This is a genomic window from Desulfovibrio fairfieldensis (assembly GCF_001553605.1).
GTDB lineage: Bacteria > Desulfobacterota > Desulfovibrionia > Desulfovibrionales > Desulfovibrionaceae > Desulfovibrio > Desulfovibrio fairfieldensis.
Genome location: NZ_CP014229.1, coordinates 517,846 through 538,691, shown reverse-complemented (window position 1 = coordinate 538,691; position 20,846 = coordinate 517,846). Strand labels below are relative to the sequence as shown.

The 20,846-nt window shown below is 63.0% G+C and carries 19 protein-coding genes; 10 read left to right on the top strand and 9 right to left on the bottom strand.

Annotated features, from left to right (window positions below; all coding sequences use genetic code 11):
* Positions 1-330 precede the first annotated feature (330 nt).
* The 7 genes from AXF13_RS02320 to dapA all read left to right on the top strand — a co-directional run bounded on the left by AXF13_RS02320 (position 331) and on the right by dapA (position 7,426).
* The gene (locus tag AXF13_RS02320; RefSeq protein WP_062254678.1) at positions 331-1,197 is read left to right on the top strand and encodes a hemolysin family protein; all 867 of its coding nucleotides are present in this window, start codon (positions 331-333) and stop codon (positions 1,195-1,197) included.
* Entirely contained in the window at positions 1,194-2,822 is a 1,629-nt protein-coding gene (gene lnt / locus AXF13_RS02315) for an apolipoprotein N-acyltransferase (protein WP_062251500.1), read from the top strand. The genes AXF13_RS02320 and lnt overlap by 4 nt, the downstream gene beginning before the upstream one ends.
* A 164-nt stretch (positions 2,823-2,986) precedes the next feature.
* Positions 2,987-4,100, top strand: a protein-coding gene (gene prfB, locus AXF13_RS02310) for a peptide chain release factor 2 (protein ID WP_223299959.1) whose coding sequence is annotated in 2 segments (ribosomal slippage) — positions 2,987-3,061 and positions 3,063-4,100 — 1,113 coding nt in all. Because the reading frame shifts where the segments join, the coding sequence is not laid out codon by codon here.
* Positions 4,084-4,926 carry a GGDEF domain-containing protein gene (locus AXF13_RS02305; protein WP_008685495.1) on the top strand — a complete coding sequence of 281 codons (843 nt, stop codon included), beginning with the start codon at positions 4,084-4,086 and terminating at the stop codon, positions 4,924-4,926. The genes prfB and AXF13_RS02305 overlap by 17 nt, the downstream gene beginning before the upstream one ends.
* 3 nt (positions 4,927-4,929) lie before the next feature.
* Entirely contained in the window at positions 4,930-5,739 is an 810-nt protein-coding gene (locus AXF13_RS02300; protein ID WP_008685494.1) for a MinD/ParA family protein, read from the top strand.
* A 318-nt stretch (positions 5,740-6,057) separates the two neighbouring features.
* Positions 6,058-6,333, top strand: a complete 276-nt coding sequence (locus tag AXF13_RS02295) for an HU family DNA-binding protein (protein WP_008685493.1) — start codon at positions 6,058-6,060, stop codon at positions 6,331-6,333.
* Between the two features lie 214 nt (positions 6,334-6,547).
* The gene (gene dapA, locus AXF13_RS02290; RefSeq protein ID WP_062251499.1) at positions 6,548-7,426 is read left to right on the top strand and encodes a 4-hydroxy-tetrahydrodipicolinate synthase; all 879 of its coding nucleotides are present in this window, start codon (positions 6,548-6,550) and stop codon (positions 7,424-7,426) included.
* A 233-nt stretch (positions 7,427-7,659) separates the two neighbouring features.
* Here dapA and phoU read toward each other — a convergent pair whose 3' ends face one another.
* The 4 genes from phoU to AXF13_RS02270 form a co-directional block, all read right to left on the bottom strand.
* A complete protein-coding gene (phoU, locus tag AXF13_RS02285) occupies positions 7,660-8,388 on the bottom strand; it encodes a phosphate signaling complex protein PhoU (protein WP_062251498.1) in 729 nt (242 codons plus the stop codon).
* A 121-nt stretch (positions 8,389-8,509) separates the two neighbouring features.
* Entirely contained in the window at positions 8,510-9,265 is a 756-nt protein-coding gene (gene pstB, locus AXF13_RS02280) for a phosphate ABC transporter ATP-binding protein PstB (protein ID WP_062251497.1), read from the bottom strand.
* Positions 9,262-11,148 (bottom strand): sensor histidine kinase, encoded by a 1,887-nt coding sequence (locus AXF13_RS02275; protein ID WP_062251496.1) that lies wholly within the window; start codon positions 11,146-11,148, stop codon positions 9,262-9,264. The genes pstB and AXF13_RS02275 overlap by 4 nt, the downstream gene beginning before the upstream one ends.
* A gap of 61 nt (positions 11,149-11,209) precedes the next feature.
* Positions 11,210-11,890, bottom strand: a complete 681-nt coding sequence (locus tag AXF13_RS02270) for a response regulator (RefSeq protein ID WP_062251495.1) — start codon at positions 11,888-11,890, stop codon at positions 11,210-11,212.
* Positions 11,891-12,143: 253 nt separating this feature from the next.
* On the opposite strand from AXF13_RS02270, the gene AXF13_RS02265 reads away from it, so the two are divergent.
* The 3 genes from AXF13_RS02265 (at position 12,144) to pstA (ending at position 15,026) form a co-directional block, all read left to right on the top strand.
* The gene (locus AXF13_RS02265; RefSeq protein WP_062251494.1) at positions 12,144-12,962 is read left to right on the top strand and encodes a phosphate ABC transporter substrate-binding protein; all 819 of its coding nucleotides are present in this window, start codon (positions 12,144-12,146) and stop codon (positions 12,960-12,962) included.
* Positions 12,963-13,148: 186 nt separating this feature from the next.
* Positions 13,149-14,039, top strand: a complete 891-nt coding sequence (gene pstC / locus AXF13_RS02260; protein WP_009303759.1) for a phosphate ABC transporter permease subunit PstC — start codon at positions 13,149-13,151, stop codon at positions 14,037-14,039.
* Between the two features lie 108 nt (positions 14,040-14,147).
* Positions 14,148-15,026, top strand: coding sequence for a phosphate ABC transporter permease PstA (gene pstA / locus AXF13_RS02255; protein ID WP_008685477.1), 879 nt, complete (start codon positions 14,148-14,150; stop codon positions 15,024-15,026).
* 260 nt (positions 15,027-15,286) lie between these two features.
* Here the strand turns inward: pstA and AXF13_RS02250 are convergent, their stop codons facing one another.
* The 5 genes from AXF13_RS02250 to rsfS form a co-directional block, all read right to left on the bottom strand.
* Positions 15,287-16,654 (bottom strand): alanine/glycine:cation symporter family protein, encoded by a 1,368-nt coding sequence (locus tag AXF13_RS02250; RefSeq protein ID WP_062251493.1) that lies wholly within the window; start codon positions 16,652-16,654, stop codon positions 15,287-15,289.
* 186 nt (positions 16,655-16,840) lie between these two features.
* Positions 16,841-18,394 carry an outer membrane homotrimeric porin gene (locus AXF13_RS02245; RefSeq protein ID WP_062251492.1) on the bottom strand — a complete coding sequence of 518 codons (1,554 nt, stop codon included), beginning with the start codon at positions 18,392-18,394 and terminating at the stop codon, positions 16,841-16,843.
* A gap of 201 nt (positions 18,395-18,595) precedes the next feature.
* A complete protein-coding gene (locus AXF13_RS02240; RefSeq protein ID WP_008685473.1) occupies positions 18,596-18,841 on the bottom strand; it encodes a hypothetical protein in 246 nt (81 codons plus the stop codon).
* Entirely contained in the window at positions 18,834-20,402 is a 1,569-nt protein-coding gene (gene gpmI / locus AXF13_RS02235) for a 2,3-bisphosphoglycerate-independent phosphoglycerate mutase (protein ID WP_062251491.1), read from the bottom strand. Before gpmI ends, AXF13_RS02240 begins: the two co-directional genes overlap by 8 nt.
* The gene (gene rsfS, locus AXF13_RS02230) at positions 20,399-20,836 is read right to left on the bottom strand and encodes a ribosome silencing factor (RefSeq protein WP_062251490.1); all 438 of its coding nucleotides are present in this window, start codon (positions 20,834-20,836) and stop codon (positions 20,399-20,401) included. Before rsfS ends, gpmI begins: the two co-directional genes overlap by 4 nt.
* Between the last annotated feature and the right edge of the window lie 10 nt (positions 20,837-20,846).

The following is a 20,846-nucleotide window of genomic DNA, read 5'->3' as shown; positions in this document are numbered from 1 at the left end:
ACTGTTTTCCAGTACCATGTAGCAGTTAGAGCATGTTGCGCCTGAAAGTATCGCTTAACGGCGAAGTAAATTCGCCTTGCGATAATTTCGCGGTGCGGATTTTCACGGAAAATCCGCACAGAGCGTTGAGGTATTTTCAATATCAACACGCTCTAAAACTTCATTTTAGCAGCTTTCAGCTTGTTCACGATGTCACGCCTCACCTGTGGGTTCGGCGTGAAGCTCGCATAGCAAAAAGCGCGGTTTTTGCTGTGGTTACGCCGCTTCGCGGCAGGAGGCACGGCCCCGGAACCGGACTCCGCAGATCCGCGCCCAAACATGGAGGTTATTTTGGACGGAGGCTCCGACGGTCATAGTACCATCTGGTCGCGCCTGGGCAGATTTTTCGGGCACGACGACGAAGAATCCCTGGAAAAAGCCATTCTTGAAGCCAGAGCCGACGGCGAGGTGGAACCGGACGAGGAGTCCATGCTGCTGGGCATCCTGCGCTTCAACGATCTTCAGGTGCAGGACACCATGATCCCCCGCACCGATATCGACTGCGTGCCCGACGACATGCCCCTGCCCGAAGTGGCCCGCGTCATCGTGGATTCCGGACATTCCCGCATTCCCGTGTACAAAGACACCCGCGACAACATGGTGGGCATTCTGCACGCCAAGGATCTCCTGCGTTGCCTCATCGAACCGGCCGGAAAGCATCCCCCGGTGGCCCAGGTCATGCGCGAGCCCTTTTTCGTGCCGGAAACCAAGCCCATCCGCGCGCTTCTGCAGGAATTCCGCGCCCGCAAGCAGCATATCGCCATCGCCCTGGACGAATACGGCGGCACCTCCGGCCTGATCACCATTGAGGATGTGCTGGAGGAAATCGTGGGCGACATTGAGGATGAGCACGACACCCCCCGCCAGGAGGACATCCGCCCCCTGGGCGACAATGTCTATGAGCTCACGGGCCGCGCCCTGCTGGAGGATCTGGAGGAACTGGGCGTTGAACTGGTTTCCGACGAGGTGGACACCATCGGCGGCTATCTGAGCATGGAGGCCGGCCATGTGCCCGGCCCCGGCGAGGTTTTCAACCTGCACGGCTGGGCCTTTACGGTGCTGGACGCCGACAAGAAGCTGATCCGTCGCCTGCGCATGGAACCCGCCGACAAGGCGGCGCAGGCTTTGGACGAAGCCGGGAACAATGCCGGAGCATGAACACGGCGCGCGCGGGCGGACAGCCGCCGTTCCGAAGCCTGCGTCCGGACCTGCTCCTGGGCCTGGCAGGCGCTCTGGCGCTCTGGCTGGGCTTTCCCAATGATTTTCTGAGCCTGCCGCCCTTGGTCCTGCTCTGGCCCGTGGCCCTGGCCCTGTTGGGCCTGCGCGCGCCCGGCCGCATGGCCGCGTTGCGCCGGGGCTGGCTGGTCAGCCTGGCGGGCGGCACGGCGGCACTGTACTGGCTGGCCCTGCCCGTGCACAATGTGGGCGGCCTGCCCTGGCCTTTGGCTGTGCCCTGCGCCCTGTTCATCGCGGCCTGCCTTGCCAGCGCGGGCGGCCTGTTCTCCCTGGCCGCGCAAATTCTGCGCGCCCGGCCGCCGATGCTGCTGGCCCTGGCGCTGGCCCTGCTCTGGTATCTGCTGGAAGCTGTCTACGCCCTGGCGCTGGGCTTTCCCTGGCTGCCCCTGGCCGGAGCTCTGGCGGTCTGGCCCGTGCTGGTCCAGGCCGCTGATGTCGTGGGCGCGTACGGCCTGGGCGGACTCTGGCTATTGGCCGCCCTGCTCTGCCTGCTCAGCCTGCCCCTGATCCCCCAAGCAGCCGCGCCACGGGCTTTTTGTCCGCGCCGACCGGCAACGAGCTTGGCAACGGGACTGGCTCTGGCCGTGCTGCTGCTCGCTTACGGGGCCTGGAGGCTGGACGCTCATCCGTTCCGGGCCGAGCCCTCCGGTCCGGAAAGCATGGCCGTGCTTTTTGTGGAAGGCAATGTGGACCAGAACCGGAAATGGCTGCCCGCCTTCCAGCGGCAGACCGTGGACCTTTATCTGGCGCTGACCCGCGCGGGTCTGGCCGCGCGGCCCGCTGCGGACCGGGATGCAAAGCCGCTCATCATCTGGCCGGAAACCGCTTTGCCCTTCTTTTTTGAAACCAAGCCCGCCCTGGCCGCCCTGGTACGCGATATGGCCCTGGAGGCCCGCGGCCCTCTGCTTTTCGGCGCGCCCGGCGTGGAGCGGCGGCCGGGCCGGGCGGAACCCGCCATTTTTAACCGGGCCTTCCTGCTGGGCCCGGACGGCGCGACCATCGGGCATTATGACAAGGAACATCTGGTGCCCTTCGGCGAGTATCTGCCGAGCTGGCTGAACTGGGGTTTTCTCGAAGCCCTGCTCCAAGGGGTGGGCGTCTATGAGACGGGCACAGCCGTGGCGCCCCTGCGCTACGAAAATCTTGCTCTGGGCATGCTCATCTGCTATGAAGGCATATTCCCTTGGCTTGCCCAGGCCCGCGTGGCGGACGGGGCCAATATTCTGGTGGACATCAGCAACGACGGCTGGTTCGAGGACACTCCGGCATCGCGGCAGCATCTCTATCTGACTGTGTTGCGTGCCCTGGAACAAAACCGTTGGATTCTGCGCGGCACCAATACCGGCATTTCCGTGGTGGTGGACCCGCGCGGACGCCTGACCGCGCGCGGCGGCCAGTTTCGGGCCGAGAGCCTTTGGGCCCGCGCCGGACTGAGCACAGCGCCCAGCCTCTACCACCGTCTCGCGCCCTGGCTGCTTCCCGTAGCGGCCCTGCTCTGTCTGGTCCTGCTGGTCCTCGGTCCACGCGGCGCCAGAACTTCAGACTGATGCCCCGCTTCACGGGGCACGCGCCGTCCCCACGGCCGGTCTTCAGCCCGCTCCCGCTGTCCGGAGCCGCTGACAACGCCGATAATCCCGGCGCCGTGAACGCGTAAGCGTCACACGACACCGGATAAAACGGAATCTTCACCCTCAACCCCACAGAATCGACCATGCTGCATCTCAGTGATTTGCGCGCCGCCTGTCAGCCCCTGTCCCAGCGTTTTGACAACCTTTGGGGGCGTCTTTGACGTCGCGTCCAGCGAACAACGCCTGCGCGACATCGAAACGGAACTCTCCCGTCCCGGCGCTTGGGACAAGCCCGAGGCCCTCACACCGGTTTTACAGGAAAAAAGACGCCTGGAAGACGAGGTGGGCCGCCTGACCCGCCTCAAAACCTGCCGGGACGACATGGAGGAATGGCTGGTTCTGGCCTCGGAAAACGAGGATCAGGAAGCCCTGGAATCCCTGGAGCAGCAGCAGAAGGAACTGGCCGCCCTGCTGGACGAGACCGAGCTGGTCATGTTGCTCTCGGCCGAGGAAGACGGCCAGGACGCCATTCTGGAAATCCACCCCGGCGCGGGCGGCACGGAATCCCAGGACTGGGCCGAAATGCTGCTGCGTTTGTACACCCGCTGGGCCGCGCGCCGCAAATACGCGGTGGAGGAAATGGACTTTCTGCCCGGCGACGAGGCGGGCATCAAAAGCGTGACCCTGCGCATCTCCGGGCCGCACGCCTTCGGCTTTCTCAAGAGCGAACGCGGCATCCACCGTCTGATCCGCATCTCGCCCTTTGACGCCTCGGGCCGCCGCCACACCTCCTTCGCCTCGGTGGACGTGATCCCGGACGCGGGCAACGACATTCAGCTGGATATCAAGGAATCGGATCTGCGTTTCGATATCTTCCGTTCCAGCGGGCCGGGCGGCCAGAGCGTGAACACGACCAGCTCCGCGGTGCGCGTCACCCACCTGCCCACGGGCATTTCCGCCCAGTGCCAGAACGAAAAATCGCAGCACCACAACAAGGAGACGGCCCTGCGCGTCCTGCGGGCCCGCCTCTACAACCTGGAATTGCAGAAACGCGAGGCCGAGCGCCAGGCGGAATACGCAGGCAAGGACGCCATTGCTTTCGGCAGCCAGATCCGCACTTACACCCTCCAGCCCTACCGCTTGGTCAAGGACCACCGCACGGGCTCGGAATCCGGCGACGTGGACGCGGTTCTTGACGGTCAGATCGACCAGTTCCAACACGATTACCTTTTGTACCGCCATGAGCAACAACGCTGAATTTGACGCCCTGGCCCGCGAACTGCGCGCCCTGCGGGAAGAAGGCTGCGGCGACGCCGTGCCCCGGACCCGCGAGGCCATGCTGGTGGTCCGGCTGGTGCGCGGCCTTTCCCGGCAGCGCTGGCAGGAATTCTGCCGCGCCTTTCCTTTGAGCCAGTGGTGTGCCCTGCCCGTGCCCGGCGCGTCTCCGGAAGGGCGGGTCGCGGATCTGCGCTCCGACGTCCAGCCGCCCATGCCGCCGGACATGCCGCCGGATGCCCTGATCGGCGCGCTGAGCGCCGAACTGTTCGCGGCCCAACTGAGCCGCGAACTGCTGCGTCTGGCGCGCAACGGCGGCGGTCTCAGCCTGATCCTCGCGGCCCTGTCCGAACGGCGGAGGCTGTGCGTGGCCTTGGGCGACGGCACGGTGAAACGCCTGGAGCGGCTGCTGGCCGAAACCCTGCGCGACAATCTGGACGCCTGCGACAGCCTGGGCGACATTGCTCCCGGGCGCTATGCCCTGCTTTTGCCGGGCATGGGCCAGCTCAAGGCCCGGCGCTTGGCCGAACGCCTGCAACACGCCTTTGAGGAGCAGGCCCGGCCGCTCTTCCCCACAGGCGGCATCTCGGCCGGAACCGGGGCCAGCTGCGCCCTGGGCATCGTCTGCGTCAGCCAGGGCGCGGAGGGCCGCGCCCTCGACCTGCTCAGCAAGGCCGACACGGCCCTGAACACGGCCATTCAGCAGGAAAACGGGCATATCCATCAGGAAGCGCCCACTCCTCTGGGCGAACGGACCACCCTGGTCCATTCCAGTGAAAAACGCTTTCTCTTTTTCGGCGGAGAATAATTTATGAACAGCACCTTGAGCGTTGCCGTGCTCAGCGGCAAAGGCGGGGTCGGCAAGACCAACCTGTCCCTCAATCTGGCCTGCGCGCTCTACCAGGCGGGCTTCAAGAACCTGCTCATGGACTGCGACATGGGCCTTGCCAATCTGGACGTGCTGCTGGGCATCACCCCGGAAGGCAACCTCCAGGACGCGCTGCTGGGCGACGCGCGGTTAAGCGATGTGCTCTATCCCCTGGAGCCCAAGGGCTTCGACGTGCTGCCCGCGGCCTCGGGCGTGCCCGAGCTCAACGACATGCGCCCTGATCTGCGCGACATGCTGCTGGAGCGCCTGGAGCCGGTGCTCGGCAAGTACGATTACATCTTCATGGATCTGGGCGCGGGCATTTCCGAAACAGTGCAGACCTTCGCGGCCATGGCCGCTATGCGCATCGTCATCATCACGCCCGAACCCACATCTCTCACGGACAGCTATGCGCTGATCAAGGTGCTCAACAGCCGCTTCGGCATGCGCGACTTCATGGTGCTGGTCAATCAGGCTGAATCGCCCAAGGAAGCCCAGGGCGCCTTTGAAAAGCTGAACGGGGCCTGCCGCCACTTCCTGCATCTGGAACCCGTGCTGCTGGGCCACGTGCGTATGGACAAAAAGCTGCCCGAGGCCGTCTGCCGTCAGCAGGCCCTGCTGCGTTACGCGCCGGGCAGCCCGGCGGCCCAGGATATCCAGGCCCTGGCGGGCCGCCTGCAACGCGTGCGCCTGAACATGGCCGACTGGCTGGCCCCGCGCGACGTCTTGCAGGCCCCGCATACAGCATTTTGAGTTTGGAAGGTTGCACATTCAAACCCCACGCCGCCCGCGTGATGGGGAAGAATACGGCTTATCGCTGCTGTCGATGCCCGCAAGCCCTTTGTGGGCTAACAGGCACGGCTGCACCGCCTCCGGTCGCTTCCTTGCATTTGGGAGCGGGTACCCGCTCACGCGGCCACCAGAGTAATTCACTCATTTCAAACGTGAATTGCTCTAAGTAAGCGGTTTACCTTACTGCATAAAAGGTATAGGTATAATGAAGCTGGCTGAGTTCCCGCGTTGTCGCCCTTCCCCCACGGGATAATAGTATAACGTGTCAACGGAGGCGTGATGAATAAAAGCGAACTGATCAAGGCTTTGGCCGAAGAGACCAATATTCCCTTTGATGATGCGTCACTGGTTGTGAACACATTCATCGACGCCATGAAAAAATCGCTGATCGCCGGGGAACGGATAGAAATCCGCGGGTTCGGCAGCTTCAAAATCAAGGAATACGGTGGCTACGCCGGGCGCAACCCCAAAACCGGGGAAAGCGTCTCGGTGATTCCTAAACGCCTGCCCTTCTTCCGCGCCGGCAAGGAACTTAAGGAATTCATCAATCAGTAGCAGCCGCGCCCGAGGTTGTGTCGGCCGTAGCCGGCTTCGCCGCCGCCATCCGAACCGCATTCGCGCGACGGCAAAGCCGTTGTTTCGCGGAACGGTACGCGTTTCCAACGCCGCGTGACGTCGGAATGATCCGGGCCATGCCTTCCGCCGCCCGTTTACAGAGCCCCGGAGTATTCCGCCACGACGCCGCGGGCGCAGACATAAGGAGTCGGACATGCTTTTTTCCGGTGCGATGACAGCGCTTGTCACCCCGTTCAAGAATAATACCGTGGATGAAGAGACCTACCGGGCCTTTATCGAACGCCAGATCACCGAAGGCATCCACGGTCTGGTGCCTTGCGGCACCACCGGCGAATCCGCCACGCTGTCCCACGAGGAACACGAGCGGGTCATTGAAATCTGTATCGATCAGGCCAAAGGCCGGGTGCCGGTGCTGGCCGGGGCCGGTTCCAACAATACCAGCGAAGCCATCCGCCTGGCCCTCTTTGCCAAAAAGGCCGGGGCCGACGGCGCGTTGCTGATCACCCCCTATTACAACAAGCCCACCCAGGAAGGCCTGTATCTGCATTTCAAGGCCATTGCCGAGACAGTGGATCTGCCCCTGGTGCTCTACAACGTGCCGGGCCGCACGGGCTGCAATATGCTGCCGCCAGTGTTGAGCCGCCTGGCCCGCGACTTTTCCAACATCGTGGGCGTCAAGGAAGCCACCGGCGATATGGTGCAGGGCAGCGAAACACTGGAAGCCTGCCCGGAGAGCTTCAGCGTGCTGTCCGGCGACGATCTCACCGCCCTGCCCCTGATGGCCTTGGGCGGCAGGGGTGTGATTTCCGTCACCTCCAACCTGGTGCCGGGCCGCGTGGCCGCCATGTGCAACGCCTTTGCCAAAGGCGATCCGGCCGGGGCCGCCCGCCTTCACCATGAGCTCTTCCCCCTGCATCAGGCCATGTTCATGGAAAGCAATCCCATTCCGGCCAAGACGGCCTTGGCCCTCATGGGCCGGATGGAAAGCGAAATGCGCCTGCCGCTCTGCCCCATGAGCGAATCCGGCAAGGCCAGGCTCATTGAGGTGCTGCGTCGGCAGGGCCTGCTGTAAAAAACGTTTCCGGCGGATATAAAAAGGAGCGCGTCCATTTCGATGGATGCGCTCCTTTTTATATCCGTTCAATGCCATGACGGCCCCGCGCCGGGGCTGGCCAGCATTAGAGCTGTTTGCGCTTGAAATTATCGCTTAACGGCGAAGTAAATTCGCCTTGCGATAATTTCGCGGCGCGGCCTTTCACGGAAAATCCGCACAGAGCGTTAAGATATTTTCAATATCAAAACGCTCTATTCTTCCCCGCCCCGATCCTCCCGAGCCCGGTGGATATCCTCGGGTTCGTCCGCCAGTTCGCCGTGATGCTTGAGGGTCAGGCCCTGATTGATGAAATAGACGTGCTCGGCAATGTTGATGGAGCGCCGCCAGATCCGGGTCAACGAACGGGTGACCAGAATGATGTGCATGGCCAGGTGGGGCTCAAGATCCGTCCCGTGGCCGGAAAGGCGCTCCATAATGCCCTGGATGATCCGCACCTCGCACTGCACCGCCTCATCCTCGCCCCGGCTCATGTCCAGGGCGGCCTCGACGTCGTTCTCGCGGAAGATGACCACGGCCTGCTCAAAGGCCTGGCGGGCTTTGTCGAACATGACCCGCACATGGGGGATGACGCCGTAACCGGGCATGTCCTGCATCAGAATGGCCTGTTCGGCCATGCTCACGGCCTCGTCGCCGATGCGCTCCAGATCCACCACCATGCGCAGGGCGCTGACCACAAAACGCAGATCCCCGGCCACGGGTTGGGTGCGGGCCAGCAGGCGCAGGGCCATGTCGTCGATGTCGTTTTCCAGCTCGTCGATGGCCGCGTCGCTTTCAATGACCGCTGCCGCGCGGCCGGGATCGTTGGCGGCCAGAGCCTTGTCGGCCTCTTCCAGGGCAATGCCCACGCTGGCGCACATGACCAGAAGGCGCGTGCGCAAGGTCACGAGCATCTGCTGCAAATAATTTTCCTGCTGGTTCATCAGGCTTTCTCCTGAATAAAATTCTTTCCCATACACGAGTTAGTCGCCCTTATTCGTCGCCGCTCCAAGAGCTGTTCTGAAAAGGGTGTTCGTTCTCTGCCAAAGGAGCAGAGCGGCGACTCTAGCCGAAGCGGCCGGTAATATAGTCCTCAGTCTGCTTCTTGCCGGGCCGGGTGAAAATAACGTCCGTGGCGTCGTGCTCAATAAGGCGGCCCATGTAAAAAAAGCCCGTGCAGTCCGACACGCGCGCGGCCTGCTGCATGTTGTGGGTGACGATGATGATGGTCAACGAAGCCTTGAGCTCGCGGATGCTCTCCTCAATTTTCTGGGTGGCTATGGGGTCCAGGGCGCTGGCCGGTTCGTCCATGAGCAGCACCTCCGGCTCCACGGCCAGGGTGCGGGCGATGCACAGGCGTTGCTGCTGTCCGCCGGAAAGGCCCAGCGCCGATGACTGCAGCCTGTCTTTGACCTCATCAAAAATAGCGGCTCGGCGCAAGGAGATTTCCACCTTCTCGGCGATCAGTGTTTCGTCGGACAGGCCGTTGACGCGCAGACCATAGGCCACGTTTTCAAAAATACTCTTGGGAAAGGGGTTGGGCTTCTGAAAGACCATGCCCACCCGGCGGCGCAGCGAAACCACGTCCGTTCCGGGCCGGTTCACATCCTCGCCGTCCAGCAGAATCTCGCCTTCCACGCGCGCGCCGGGCACCAGATCGTTCATCCGGTTCAGGCAGCGCAAAAAGGTGGATTTGCCGCAGCCGGACGGCCCGATCAGGGCCGTAACCTTGCCCGGAGCGAAGTCCAGGCTCACGTCGTGCAGAGCCTTGTTTGAGCCGTAATAGACATTGATATTCCGGGCCAGCAGATTTTCCTTCATGCCTTTGTCGCTCCGTCAGGATTTTCGCCAGAGCGATGTTCGCTCTCAACAGAACCAAGGGTGAACACAAGGGCCGTGCTGCCGTCCTGAGCCGGGCTTTCCGCCCGGATACGGCCGCCGTGCCGCTCCACGATATGCTTGCAGATTGCCAGGCCCAGCCCGGTGGAGGCCTGGCCCCGGTGCCGTTCCACCTGGTAGAAACGCTCGAAAATGCGATCCAGGTCCGCCGCCGGGATGCCGGGCCCGTCGTCCACCACCTGGAAAACCACCTCATTGCCGACCGGATGCGCTGTAACGCGGATGTTGCCGCCTTCCGGCGCGTAGCGGCAGGCGTTTTCCAGCAGATTGCGAAAGACCTGGGCCAGATGCGGCAGACTTGCCATGACCCGGCACTGTTCCGGCATATCCACATCCAGATGCAGGTTGCGGCGCTCCAGAACCTCTCGGCACATGCCTTTGGCCTGGGCCAGGGCCTCACGCGGGTCCGTGGGGGCCAGCTCCAGGCTGCCCGTCTTGCCTTCCAGGCGGGCCAGAGCCAGCAGGTCGCCGACCATGCGCGTGAGATAAGCGCCGTTCTTGAGAATGATCTCGCCGAAACGGCGGCACTCCGGCGAGGTGTCCAGGCTGATGAGGGTTTCCGCATAGCCCTGGATGGCCGTGAGCGGGGTACGCAATTCGTGCGAGACGTTGGCCACGAAGTCGCGGCGCACGCGCTCCAGGCGCACCAGCTCCGTAATGTCGTGGAACACGGCCACGGCCCCCAGGTGGCTGTCCGGCCCGGCGGGCCGCGACAGGCAGACCGACATGACCTGGCCGGACGGCAGGGTGAGGTGCAGATGGCGCTGCACCCGGCCGTTTTCGTCGCCCGGCTCGCTGCCGGAACCCGAACGGGACGCGTCATGGGATGCGCTTTGAGATGCGGATGACGGCGCGGGCGCGGCCAGCACCTCGTCCACGGCTTTCTGCAATTCCGGCGAGGGGATAATCTCCACCACCTGCGCGCCCTGGGCCGTGGCCGCTGCCGGAAATTCCCCGGCAAGAGCGCGGTTGCAGCGGCGGATATGTCCGTGCGGCCCCAATACCAGCACGCCGTCGCTCATGGTGTCCAGAATGCTTTCCAACTGGGCGGTCTGGTCCGCGGCGGCACGCACATGTTCCTCGATATTTTCGGCCATGCGGTTGACCGCGTCGGCCAGGGGCGCGAATTCACTGCCCGGAATGCGCCGCAGGCGGCGCTGGAAATTGCCCAGGGAAATGGCCTCCACCACGCCGACCATCTGGCTGAGGGAACGGCGCAACGCGCCGGACAGCAGCATGGCCAGCAGCAGGGAAAGGGCCACGGTGATCAGGCCGATCTGGCTGAACACCGTGAGGCGGCTTTCAATCTGGCGCTTCAGATTTTCCAGGGGCACGGCCAGCCGCAACAGGCGGCCGTCGTCCAGGCGGGTCACGGCATAGGCCAAGGGCAGATCCAGAGTGCCGCTGGGCCGGATGGCGAAGCCCTGACCGCCGCCCTCTCCATCCGCGCCGCCCCCTCCGGAAAGGGCCTCGCGTACTTCCGGCCTGTCCGCGTGATTGTCCAGCCGGTCCACGGGCTGGGCTCCCACGGCTGTGTCGGCCAGCACGTTGCCCTTGCCGTCCAGCAGGGAAAGGCGCTCGTCCGGCAGGTTCAGAATGCGGGCCAGTTCCGGCAGAGCGTCAGGATCGGGCCCCAGCTTGTCCAGAATCACACCCGCCAGGCGGGTTTCGTGCAACAGGCGTTCGCGGGCGGCCTGCAACTGGCTGTGTTCCAGCCAGCTTTTGCCGTAAAACACGGCAATGCCGATGGAGAGCAGCGCCACTGCCAGCACGCTGCAAAAAATCCGGGTACGAAAGGAAAACATGAACTTACCCCGCCAATGGTTGTCTTTGGCATTCTTCCTGAACCAACGCTGAGCAGAGGCGCTATTCCCTGATCCGGTAGCCCACGCCGCGCACGGTCTCCAGCGCGGCCGCCGCCTCGCCCAGCTTGGAGCGCAGGCGGCGCACATGGGTGTCCACTGTGCGGGCGTAACCTTCAAAGGAATAGCCCCAGACATTGTTCAGCAATTGCTCGCGCGTGCGTACCGTGCCCGCGTGACGCAGCAGATCTTCCAGCAGGCGGAACTCCGTGGCCGTGAGGATCAGCTCCCGCTCTCCGGCGCTCGCCGTGTGCGCGTCGGGCCGCAGCCGGATGCCGTGGCGCTCCAGCAGGGCGTTTTCCGCCACACGGCCGCCCCGGCGCAAAATGGCCTTGATGCGCAACATGAGCTCGCGCACGCTGAAAGGCTTGACCACGTAATCGTCCGCTCCCAGGCTCAGGCCCACCACACGGTCCATTTCCTCGCCGCGCGCCGTGAGCATCAGCACCGGAATGGCCGAGGTCTCGGCCTGGCCGCCCAACCGGCGGCTGACCTCAAAGCCGTCCAGGGCGGGCAGCATCACATCCAGAATAATCAGGCACGGCAGATGCCGCCGGGCCAGCTCCAGCCCCTTCTGGCCGTCCTCGGCCTCCAGCACGCTGAAGCCCTCGCGCTCCAGATTGAAGCGCAGCAGTTCGCGGATGTCGCTTTCATCTTCCACTACCAGGATATGTTGTGCGCTCATATATCTTTTCCTCTGTGCTGCGGAGCCAGTTAACAATGTCATTGCGCCAAACAGGTGGTGACATTGTTACAATCGCGTGACAAGCGCTTCAACGCCCGATTTCCGCGCCGGACAAGGCTTCGACAGGCGTCCGGCCCGGATTCACGCAGTCTTCGCCTTCCTGTCATCATTCTGTAACAGAGGCCGGTCAAAAGGAAAACGCGCGGGGAGCTTCCCCGCGCGGCACCTTCGCAAACCCTAAGGAGAGTACGGAATGACTATCGGCAAAATGCTGGTCACGGCCCTGACGGTTCTGAGCCTCAGCACCCCGGCCCTGGCGGCCCGGGAAATCGTCATCAACGGTTCCACCACGGTGCTGCCCGTGATGCAGAAGGCCGGCGAGGCCTTCATGGCCTCCCACCCAGGCGTGCAGTTGAGCATCTCCGGCGGCGGTTCGGGCAACGGCATCAAGGCGCTCATCGACAAACAGTGCGATGTGGCCATGAGCTCGCGCGACATCAAGGGCAAGGAAAAAGCCGCCGCCGACAAGAACGGCGTCACGCCCGTACGCACGGCCATCGCTGTGGACGCCATCGTGCCCGTGGTCCATCCGTCCAACACGGTCAGCGGCCTGACCACCCAGCAGCTCAGGGACATCTACACCGGCAAGGTCACCAACTGGAAGGAATTGGGCGGCGCTGACGCCAAGATCGTGATCATTTCCCGCGACACCTCCTCCGGCACTTTTGAATGCTGGGAAGAACTGGTCATGAACAAGGAACGCGTGACCCCGGCGGCCCTGATGCAGGCCTCCAACGGCGCTGTGGTGCAGGCCGTGTCCAACAACAAGAACGCCGTCGGCTACATCGGCCTGGGCTATCTGGACAAATCCACCAAGGGGCTCAAGGTCAACAATGTGCAGGCCAGCGCCCAGACCGCGCTTTCCAAGCAATGGCCCGTGGCGCGTGAACTGTACATCTTCACTGACGGCCAGCCCACCGGCGAGGTCAAGGCCCTGGTGGACTACCTGCTGGATCCGGGCAAGGGGCAGAAGAGTGTGCGGGAAGTGGGGTATGTGCCCCTGGCCCATTAAACACGCCGCGCTTTTGCCCACCGGCGGCGTTAGGCGGCGTGGCCCGGCTTGGTCACGTAGGCGGCTACGCTCCGCGCGCCGGGCCACTTGCCTGCCTTGCCGGTAAACAAAATCCCCGCCGTGTTTAAACCACCAGTCCAATGGCGGGTTCTTTCCTTAAAGAACCCGCCATTGGGGGAGAAAGCCATGCGCAGAGCCGATCTCAAGGAAAAAATCGTCCAATACAGTCTTACCGGCGTGGCCGGAAGTTCCCTGCTGGCGCTGGCGGGCATTGTGCTTTTTCTGTTTATGGAAGGCCTGCCGCTGTTCGCCCATTATTCGGTTTTCGACTTCCTTTTCGGGCGGCTCTGGTATCCCACGGAAGATCCCGGGCTGTTCGGCATCTTTCCTCTGCTCATGGCCTCGCTGGCGGTGACCCTGTTTTCCTCCCTGCTTGCCGTGCCCCTGGGCGTGCTGACCGCCGTGTACCTGACGGAGATCGCCCATCCGGGCGTGCGCCGGATCATCAAGCCCTTTGTGGAGCTGCTGGCCGCCCTGCCCTCGGTGGTACTGGGCTTTCTGGGCATGGTGGTGCTGGCCCCCGTCATCCAGGACTGGCTCGGCGCGGCCACGGGCCTGAACCTGCTCAACGCATCCCTGGTCCTGGCCCTGATGAGCGTGCCCACCATCTGTTCGGTCTCCGAGGACGCCCTGTACAGCGTGCCCCGCGATCTGCGCGAAGCCTCTCTGGCCCTGGGGGCCACGCGCTGGCAGACCACCGTGCGGGTGGTCATTCCGGCCGCGCTTTCCGGCATCGGCACGGCGGTGATGCTGGGCATGTCACGGGCCATCGGCGAAACCATGGTGGTGCTGATGGTGGCCGGGGGCGCGGGCCTGATCCCCACCTCCCTGCTGGACCCGGTGCGGCCCATGCCCGCCTCCATCGCGGCCGAAATGGCCGAAGCGCCCTTCCGCAGCGATCACTACCACGCCCTGTTCGCCATCGGCATCGTGCTCTTTTTCCTGACCCTGGCCTTTAATCTGGCGGCCGGACACATTGCCGAAAAACACCGCCAGGCCGGTTCGTCCGGTCTCTAGAGAAAATTACCTTTGAAACTCTTTGCGCTCCAAAGGTTCATTCGGTCGCTTCGGCTGAATCCACGCTGCCTCATATTTCAACTTTGAAAAATCAGAGGATCACCTCCCATGTCAGCTCTGTCCCCCGGCATTTCCTCCAGCCGCTCCCGCCTCTGCCGCCAGGCCGCCATGTTCTGGCTGCTGCGGTGCATCGCCGCCGTCAACGTGCTGGCTCTGGTCGGCGTGTGCGCCTTTCTGCTCTGGCACGGCTTACCCGCCCTGTCCTGGGAATTCCTCACCGAACCGCCGCGCAAGATGATGACCGAGGGCGGCATCTGGCCCTGTATTCTGGGCACGGCCATCCTGTCCCTGGGCGCGCTTTTGCTGGCCTTTCCCATGGGCGTGGCCTCGGCCGTGTATCTGCACGAATATGCCAAGCGCAACGCCTTCGCCCGTTATGTACGCCTGGGCGTGAACAATCTGGCCGGGGTGCCCTCGGTGGTCTTCGGCCTGTTCGGCCTGTCCTTTTTCGTGACCTTCTGCGGTTTCGGGGTGAGCATCCTTTCCGGGGTGCTGACCCTGGCCGTGCTGACCTTGCCGGTGATCATCGGCACGGCCGAGGAAGCCCTGCGCTCCGTGCCGGACACCTACCGCGAGGCCTCTCTCGCCCTGGGAGCCACCAAATCCCAGACCATCGCCCGCGTGGTGCTGCCCTGCGCCCTGCCCGGCATGCTCACCGGAGCCATTCTGGGCGTGGCCCGAGCCGCCGGTGAAACCGCGGCCATCATGTTCACCGCCGCCGTGTTCTACACGCCCAAGACGCCGGACTCGATTTTCAGCGCGGTCATGGCCCTGCCCTACCATATGTATGTGCTGGCCACTGCGGGCACGGAGATCGAAAAAACCCGCCCCCTGCAATACGGCACGGGTCTGGTGCTGATCCTGCTGGTGCTGGGCATGAATCTGCTGGCCGTGTTGCTGCGGGATCATCTGCAACGCCGACGCTAGAGCATTTCAACTTTGAAATGCTCTAACGCCGAACACGGTGAGGCGCGCCGCGAAGCGGCGTGGATTTGGGCAAAAATGCGATTTTTGCCCAAATGAACCCTTTGAAACGCTACACGTTTCAAAGGGAATCTGCCCTAGGGTCTGGAATGCGCTGCATTTCAAACGGAACACGCTCCGGAAGCTTTCCTTCCCTCCCAAAACACGAGGCCCCCGCATGCCTGTCGAACATGCGGGGGCCTCGCAGCATTCACACGGGAGGATCATAGTGGCGCGTTGGCGCCATGCTCCTCATAATCGTCCAAGGCCCTGGACACCAGCTTGGCCAGGCCGATCAGGGCCACCAGGTTGGGCAGGGCCATCAGGCCGTTGAACATGTCGGCCAGCTCCCAGACAAGGTTGACCTGGAGAAAGGAGCCCAGCACCAGAAAACCCATGACCAGCACCCGGAAGACCGGCACGGCACCGACCCCGAAGAGATACTTGATGTTCTGCTCCGCGAAGAAATACCAGCCGATAATGGTGGAAAAAGCGAAAAAGAAGAGGCAGACCGCCACAAAACCGAAGCCGTAGCCCGTGGAGCCCAGGCCGGTCTCAAAGGCCTTCTGGGTCAGGGCGATGCCCGTGGTGCTGCCGTCAATGGCCCCGGTGACGAAGATAACGAAGGCGGTCATGTTCAGGACCACAAAGGTATCCACAAACACGCCCATAATGGCCACAAAACCCTGCTGGGCCGGGTACTTGACCTTGGCCACGGCATGGGCGTGCGGCGTTGAGCCCATGCCCGCCTCATTGGAAAAGAGGCCGCGGGCCACGCCATAGCGCATGGCCTCCTTGACGCCCGCGCCGATCAGGCCGCCGGTGGCCGCCGAGGGGTCGAACGCGCCCACAAAAATCATCTTGAAAGCGGGCAGCAGCATGTCCAGGTGGGTCAGCAGCACCCAGAGGCCGCCAGCCAGATAAAGCACGGCCATGAGCGGCACGATCTTTTCCGTGGTGGCCGCGATACGGCGCATGCCGCCGAAAAAGACGAAACCGGCCAGCAGGGCCAGAATCACGCCGATGATCCAGGTGGGAATGCTGAATGCGGAATGGAAGGCGTCGGCAATGGAATTGGCCTGGACCATGTTGCCGATGAAGCCCAGGGCAATGATGATGGCCACGGAAAAGAAAGCGGCCAGCCATTTGCAGCCCAGGCCCTTGGAAATATAGTAGGCCGGGCCGCCGGTAACATGGCCTTCGGAATCGCGGGTCTTGTACAGCTGGGCCAGCACGGCTTCAGCGAAGATGGTGGCCATGCCGAAAAAGGCGGCTATCCACATCCAGAAAATGGCGCCGGGACCGCCCATGGCAATGGCTGTGGCCGCGCCGGCCAGATTGCCCGTGCCCACCTGGGCGGCAATGGCCGTTGCCAGGGACTGGAAGGAAGTCATGCCGTCCTTGCCGGCCTTTTTGCCGAAGAGCGTCAGGTCGCCGAAGGTATAGCGGACTACTTTGCCGAATTTGCGGATCTGCACGAATTTCAGGCGAAACGTATAATAAATGCCCGTGCCCACCAGCAAGGGGATCAGGCAATATACGCCCCACAGCACGCTGTTGATATTCTGGACCAGTTTTGTCAGCTCTTCCATGCTCCCTTCTCCTTGATGGCGATTCTCCCCGGCGGGGCATGCCTTGCAGTCACGCCCGTCGCCAATTTTTCGCAGCCTACTCCCCGCGCTACAAGCAGGCAAGCCGGAAAACAGACGCGAAAAGGGGGAGTCGAGGCTCCCCCTTTTACAATCATCCTACGGGATAAATCCCGCGCAGAATCGGGCTTAGAAGCTGTACGCGAAGATCAGCTGGGCCTTCCAGGCGTCCTGCTTCTGGAAGGAGCTGGAGTTGTTGGCCTTCTTCCAGGTGTCATTGTCAACAAAGTTGGCAATGTAGCCCAGCTCCAGGTTCACGTCGAAGTTTTCATACATCTGGTAGGAGTTGACCAGGTTGAGCTCCAGCAGACCGTCGTTGGTGGTCAGGTACGGGGAGGCGTTGCTGCCCCAGCCTTCATTCCAGGAATAGGCGGTCTCCATGTACTTGGCCATGGACGGGCTGTTGGTGCCGCCCCAGTAGGCCACGCGGAAGGTGTGCTTGAGGTCTTCCAGGAAGCTCATGTCGCGGACCTGCAGGCCAATACCCCAAGTGCCGGCGTATTCCAGGGAGTTGTCAACCCACATCCAGCCGTAGTTGCCGTCGCCCATGAAGGAAGTGAAGTTGCCCATGGGCACGATGGAAGGCATGCGCTCGGAACCGTTCTTGACATTGCCGTCGTCGCCGGAACCATACCAACCGAAGATGCCGGGAACGCCCCAATCCATCTTGTATTCCACCAGGGCTTTGGCCAGCCAGCCCTGACGCTCGGTGCTGCCGCGCTTGTGAACGGTGTTCCCATTTTTGTAGGCGTCATAGCGGCCCATGCTTTCCACATAGCCGTAGTTGATGTCCACTTCGATGTTCAGCGGATCCCAGGCGGTGATGGCGAAAGGCAGACCGGCCCAGAACATGGAGCCATAGGCCTTGCTGGTTTTGCCAATATTGCCGTAAGTAATGCCCCCCATCTCATTAGCAAGATTGTTGGGAGTACCGAAGTAGGGACGCGTGGTGAAGGGCAGATTGCCGTCAGCCGTGGAACCAAGATCCGTGAGGGTGTTCTTGCCGGCCGCGCCGTACAAGGCCCACGGGGTGATTTCAAAGCCGTCCAGCTTCACGGGCACCATCAGGGCGAACAAGTCCATGTTGTCCAAGAAGTTCTGATTGTAGTGCTCGTTGCCGCCCCTCTTATAGCCGAGATAGTTGTCATTGGCGGGACGCGCCCACAAGGCGGTGAGGCCGACATTCTCGTTGAACTGGTAGGAGGCGGTGATGCCGGCGGCGTCGGTGTCCATGATGGCGGAACCACCGGCCTTGTTGGGCAGGGTCACGCCCTGGATGCCCATGCGGAACTTCAGGTCGGTCTGCGGCACCATCCAGTCGATATAGGCGCGCTTGAGCTTGATGGTGTTGGCGCCGTCAGCGCCCAGAGCGCCGCCGCCCACACCCGCGCGGTTGGAACCCCAGACCTGGTTGCCGATTTCAAAGAAGACCGTGCCCGACAGAGATTCGGAGGCCACGGCATCCAACTGCAAGCGCACGCGCTGCTGCGCGGCGAACTTGTCGTTGCTGTTCAGCTTTTCTTTGGGGCCGTTGCCGGTACGGGTCTTGTTGATCAGCTGATTTTCGCCGCCGGCGAAGCCCATCAGCCACTGGCCCTTGGCCTTGAAATCAATGGCGCTGGCGCCCGTCGCCACGCCCAGCAGCATACTAGCCGCCAACAGAAGCGTACAGATACGTTTCATGTTTTTCCTTCCTCTTGTTGAGCCCTCAAAAAGTTAAAAAAGTTGTCCTGTCCCATACAGGTTGACATACCGTTTATCGGCTTTCGTGTAGGAAGGCAAGGCTTTTTGTAAAAAAATTTTTACCGCCTCGCGGCTTCGCCCCAAGACAAAGAAAAAACCGGCCCCGAAGGACCGGCTGCTGGCACGGCAACATACATAAAGCTATAAAAAGTCCGGGTCCGCCGCCGCCTTGCCCCCGGCCAGCATGATCCGCACATAATGCAGGCCGTGCTCGTCCACCGGGATGATGGGGAAGGCAAGGCCGCAAGCATCGCAGGAGATCATCCGAGGTTCCGTGGGGCTGACCAGAGGGATGTGCTTGCCGCATTGCGGGCACTGGTAGAAGAAGAGGATTTCCATGCCGTCCGGCGGCACGGGCGTCAGGGGACGGTTTTTCTTGTCAGCCATGCCGCACCTCTTTGGCGGCCAGATTCCGGCCGGTCATGGGCGCTGAGGGCTCCATGCCCCAGAGCCCGAGCAGGGTCGGGGCCACATCGGCCAGCTTGCCGTCGGCCAGAGCTGTGACGGCGCCGCCCGGCTCCAACAGAATGCAGGGCACGGGATTGGTAGTGTGCGCCGTGTGCGGTTGCCCCTCGGGGGTCAGCATGACCTCGCAATTGCCGTGGTCCGCGATGATCAGCATGCGGCCGCTGCGCGCCTCCACGGCTTTGAGCATGCGCCCCACGCATTCGTCCACCACGGCACAGGCCTCCACCGCCGCCTTGAGCACGCCGGTATGGCCCACCATGTCGCCGTTGGCCAGATTACAGACCACCAGGTCGTAAATGCCCTTGTCCCAGGCTTCCACAAACTTGTCGGTGACCTGGCGGGCGCTCATGGCCGGTTTGAGGTCATAGGTGGGCACGTCGCGCGGCGACGGCACCAGAATGCGGTCTTCGCCGGGGAAGGGCTCTTCCACGCCCCCGTTGAAGAAGTAGGTCACATGGGCGTATTTTTCCGTTTCCGCCAGGCGGAGCTGGCGCAGACCGGCCCGCGAAACCACCTCGCCCAGGCCCATGGTCACGGCTTCCTTGGGAAAGGCCACGGGAATGCCGAAATGCGCCTCATAGGAGGTCATGGACCCGATGCCCGCCAGTTTGGGCAGCGTGCCGCGCTCAAAGCCCTTGAAATCCGGCTCGATAAAGGCCTGGGTCAACTCCCGCATGCGGTCGGCCCGGAAATTGAAAAAAAAGAGCGCGTCCCCGTCGGCCATGCCTACGGGCTCCTCGGCCCCACCCGGAAGGGGACCGCTTGCGCAGCGCACGGGCTTGACGAACTCGTCGGTGATGCCCTCGGCATAGGAAACCTCAAGGGCCTTCACCGCGTCCGGGGCCACGCGGCCCTCCGCGCTCTGCCCGTGGACCAGCAGATCCCAGGCGGCCTTGACCCGGTCCCAGCGCTTGTCGCGGTCCATGGCGTAGAAACGCCCCACCAGACCGGCAATGCGCGCCAAAGGCTGGTCCTTGAGATGCTCCTCCAGCGCGCGCGCAAAGCCCACGCCGCTTTTGGGGTCCGTGTCGCGGCCGTCCATGATGCAGTGCACCCGCACGGGCACGCCCGCACGGGCGGCCATATCGCAGATGGCTTCCAGATGCCGGATATGGCTGTGCACGCCGCCGTCCGAGAGCAGGCCCGCCAGATGCAGCCTGCCGCCGCTCTTTTTGACCGTTTCCAGCAGCCCATTGAGCACCGGGTTGGCGGCAAAGGAGCCGTCCTCCAGGGCCACGTCGATACGCGTCATGTCCTGGTAGACCACGCGCCCGGCCCCGATGTTCAAGTGGCCCACCTCGGAATTGCCCATGTAGCCTTCAGGCAGGCCCACGGCCCGGCCCGAGGCCGTCAGTTGCGCATGCGGGCAACGAGCGTTGAGGTTGTCCAGATTGGGAGTGGGCGCGAGATACGGCGCATTGCCGGGAGTGGGCGCGGCCAGGCCCCAGCCGTCAAGAATCAGCAGCAGGGTGGGGGTCATGCCGAGGCCTCCCCGCCGGGCCCGGCCGCCGCGCGGGCCGGAGACTGGCCCCAGAGGGCCTCCAGACGGTACAGCTCCCGCACGGGCTCCAGAAAAATGTTGATGACGATGTCGTTCAGATCCACAAGGATCCACTGTCCGGCCTCATAGCCCTCGACGCGCAGATATTCGTAATTGCGTTCGTGGCAGAGAGCGGCCACCCCGTCGGCCAGGCTCTGGGCATGGCGCATGGACCCTGCGGTGAGCACCAGCAGGGCGTCGGCAAAGCCGCCCTGCTCGGTGAGATTGAGACTGACGATGCGTTCCGCCTTGTGTTCTTCAAGCCAGGCCGTGATGACAGCCAGCTTTTCGGCCAGGGGAACGTCCGCATAACGCTTGCGGCCCGGGCGCGCGGCCTGGGCCTCGGTATTTTCGGTAGAAGGAATCTGTTCCATGTCAAGCACA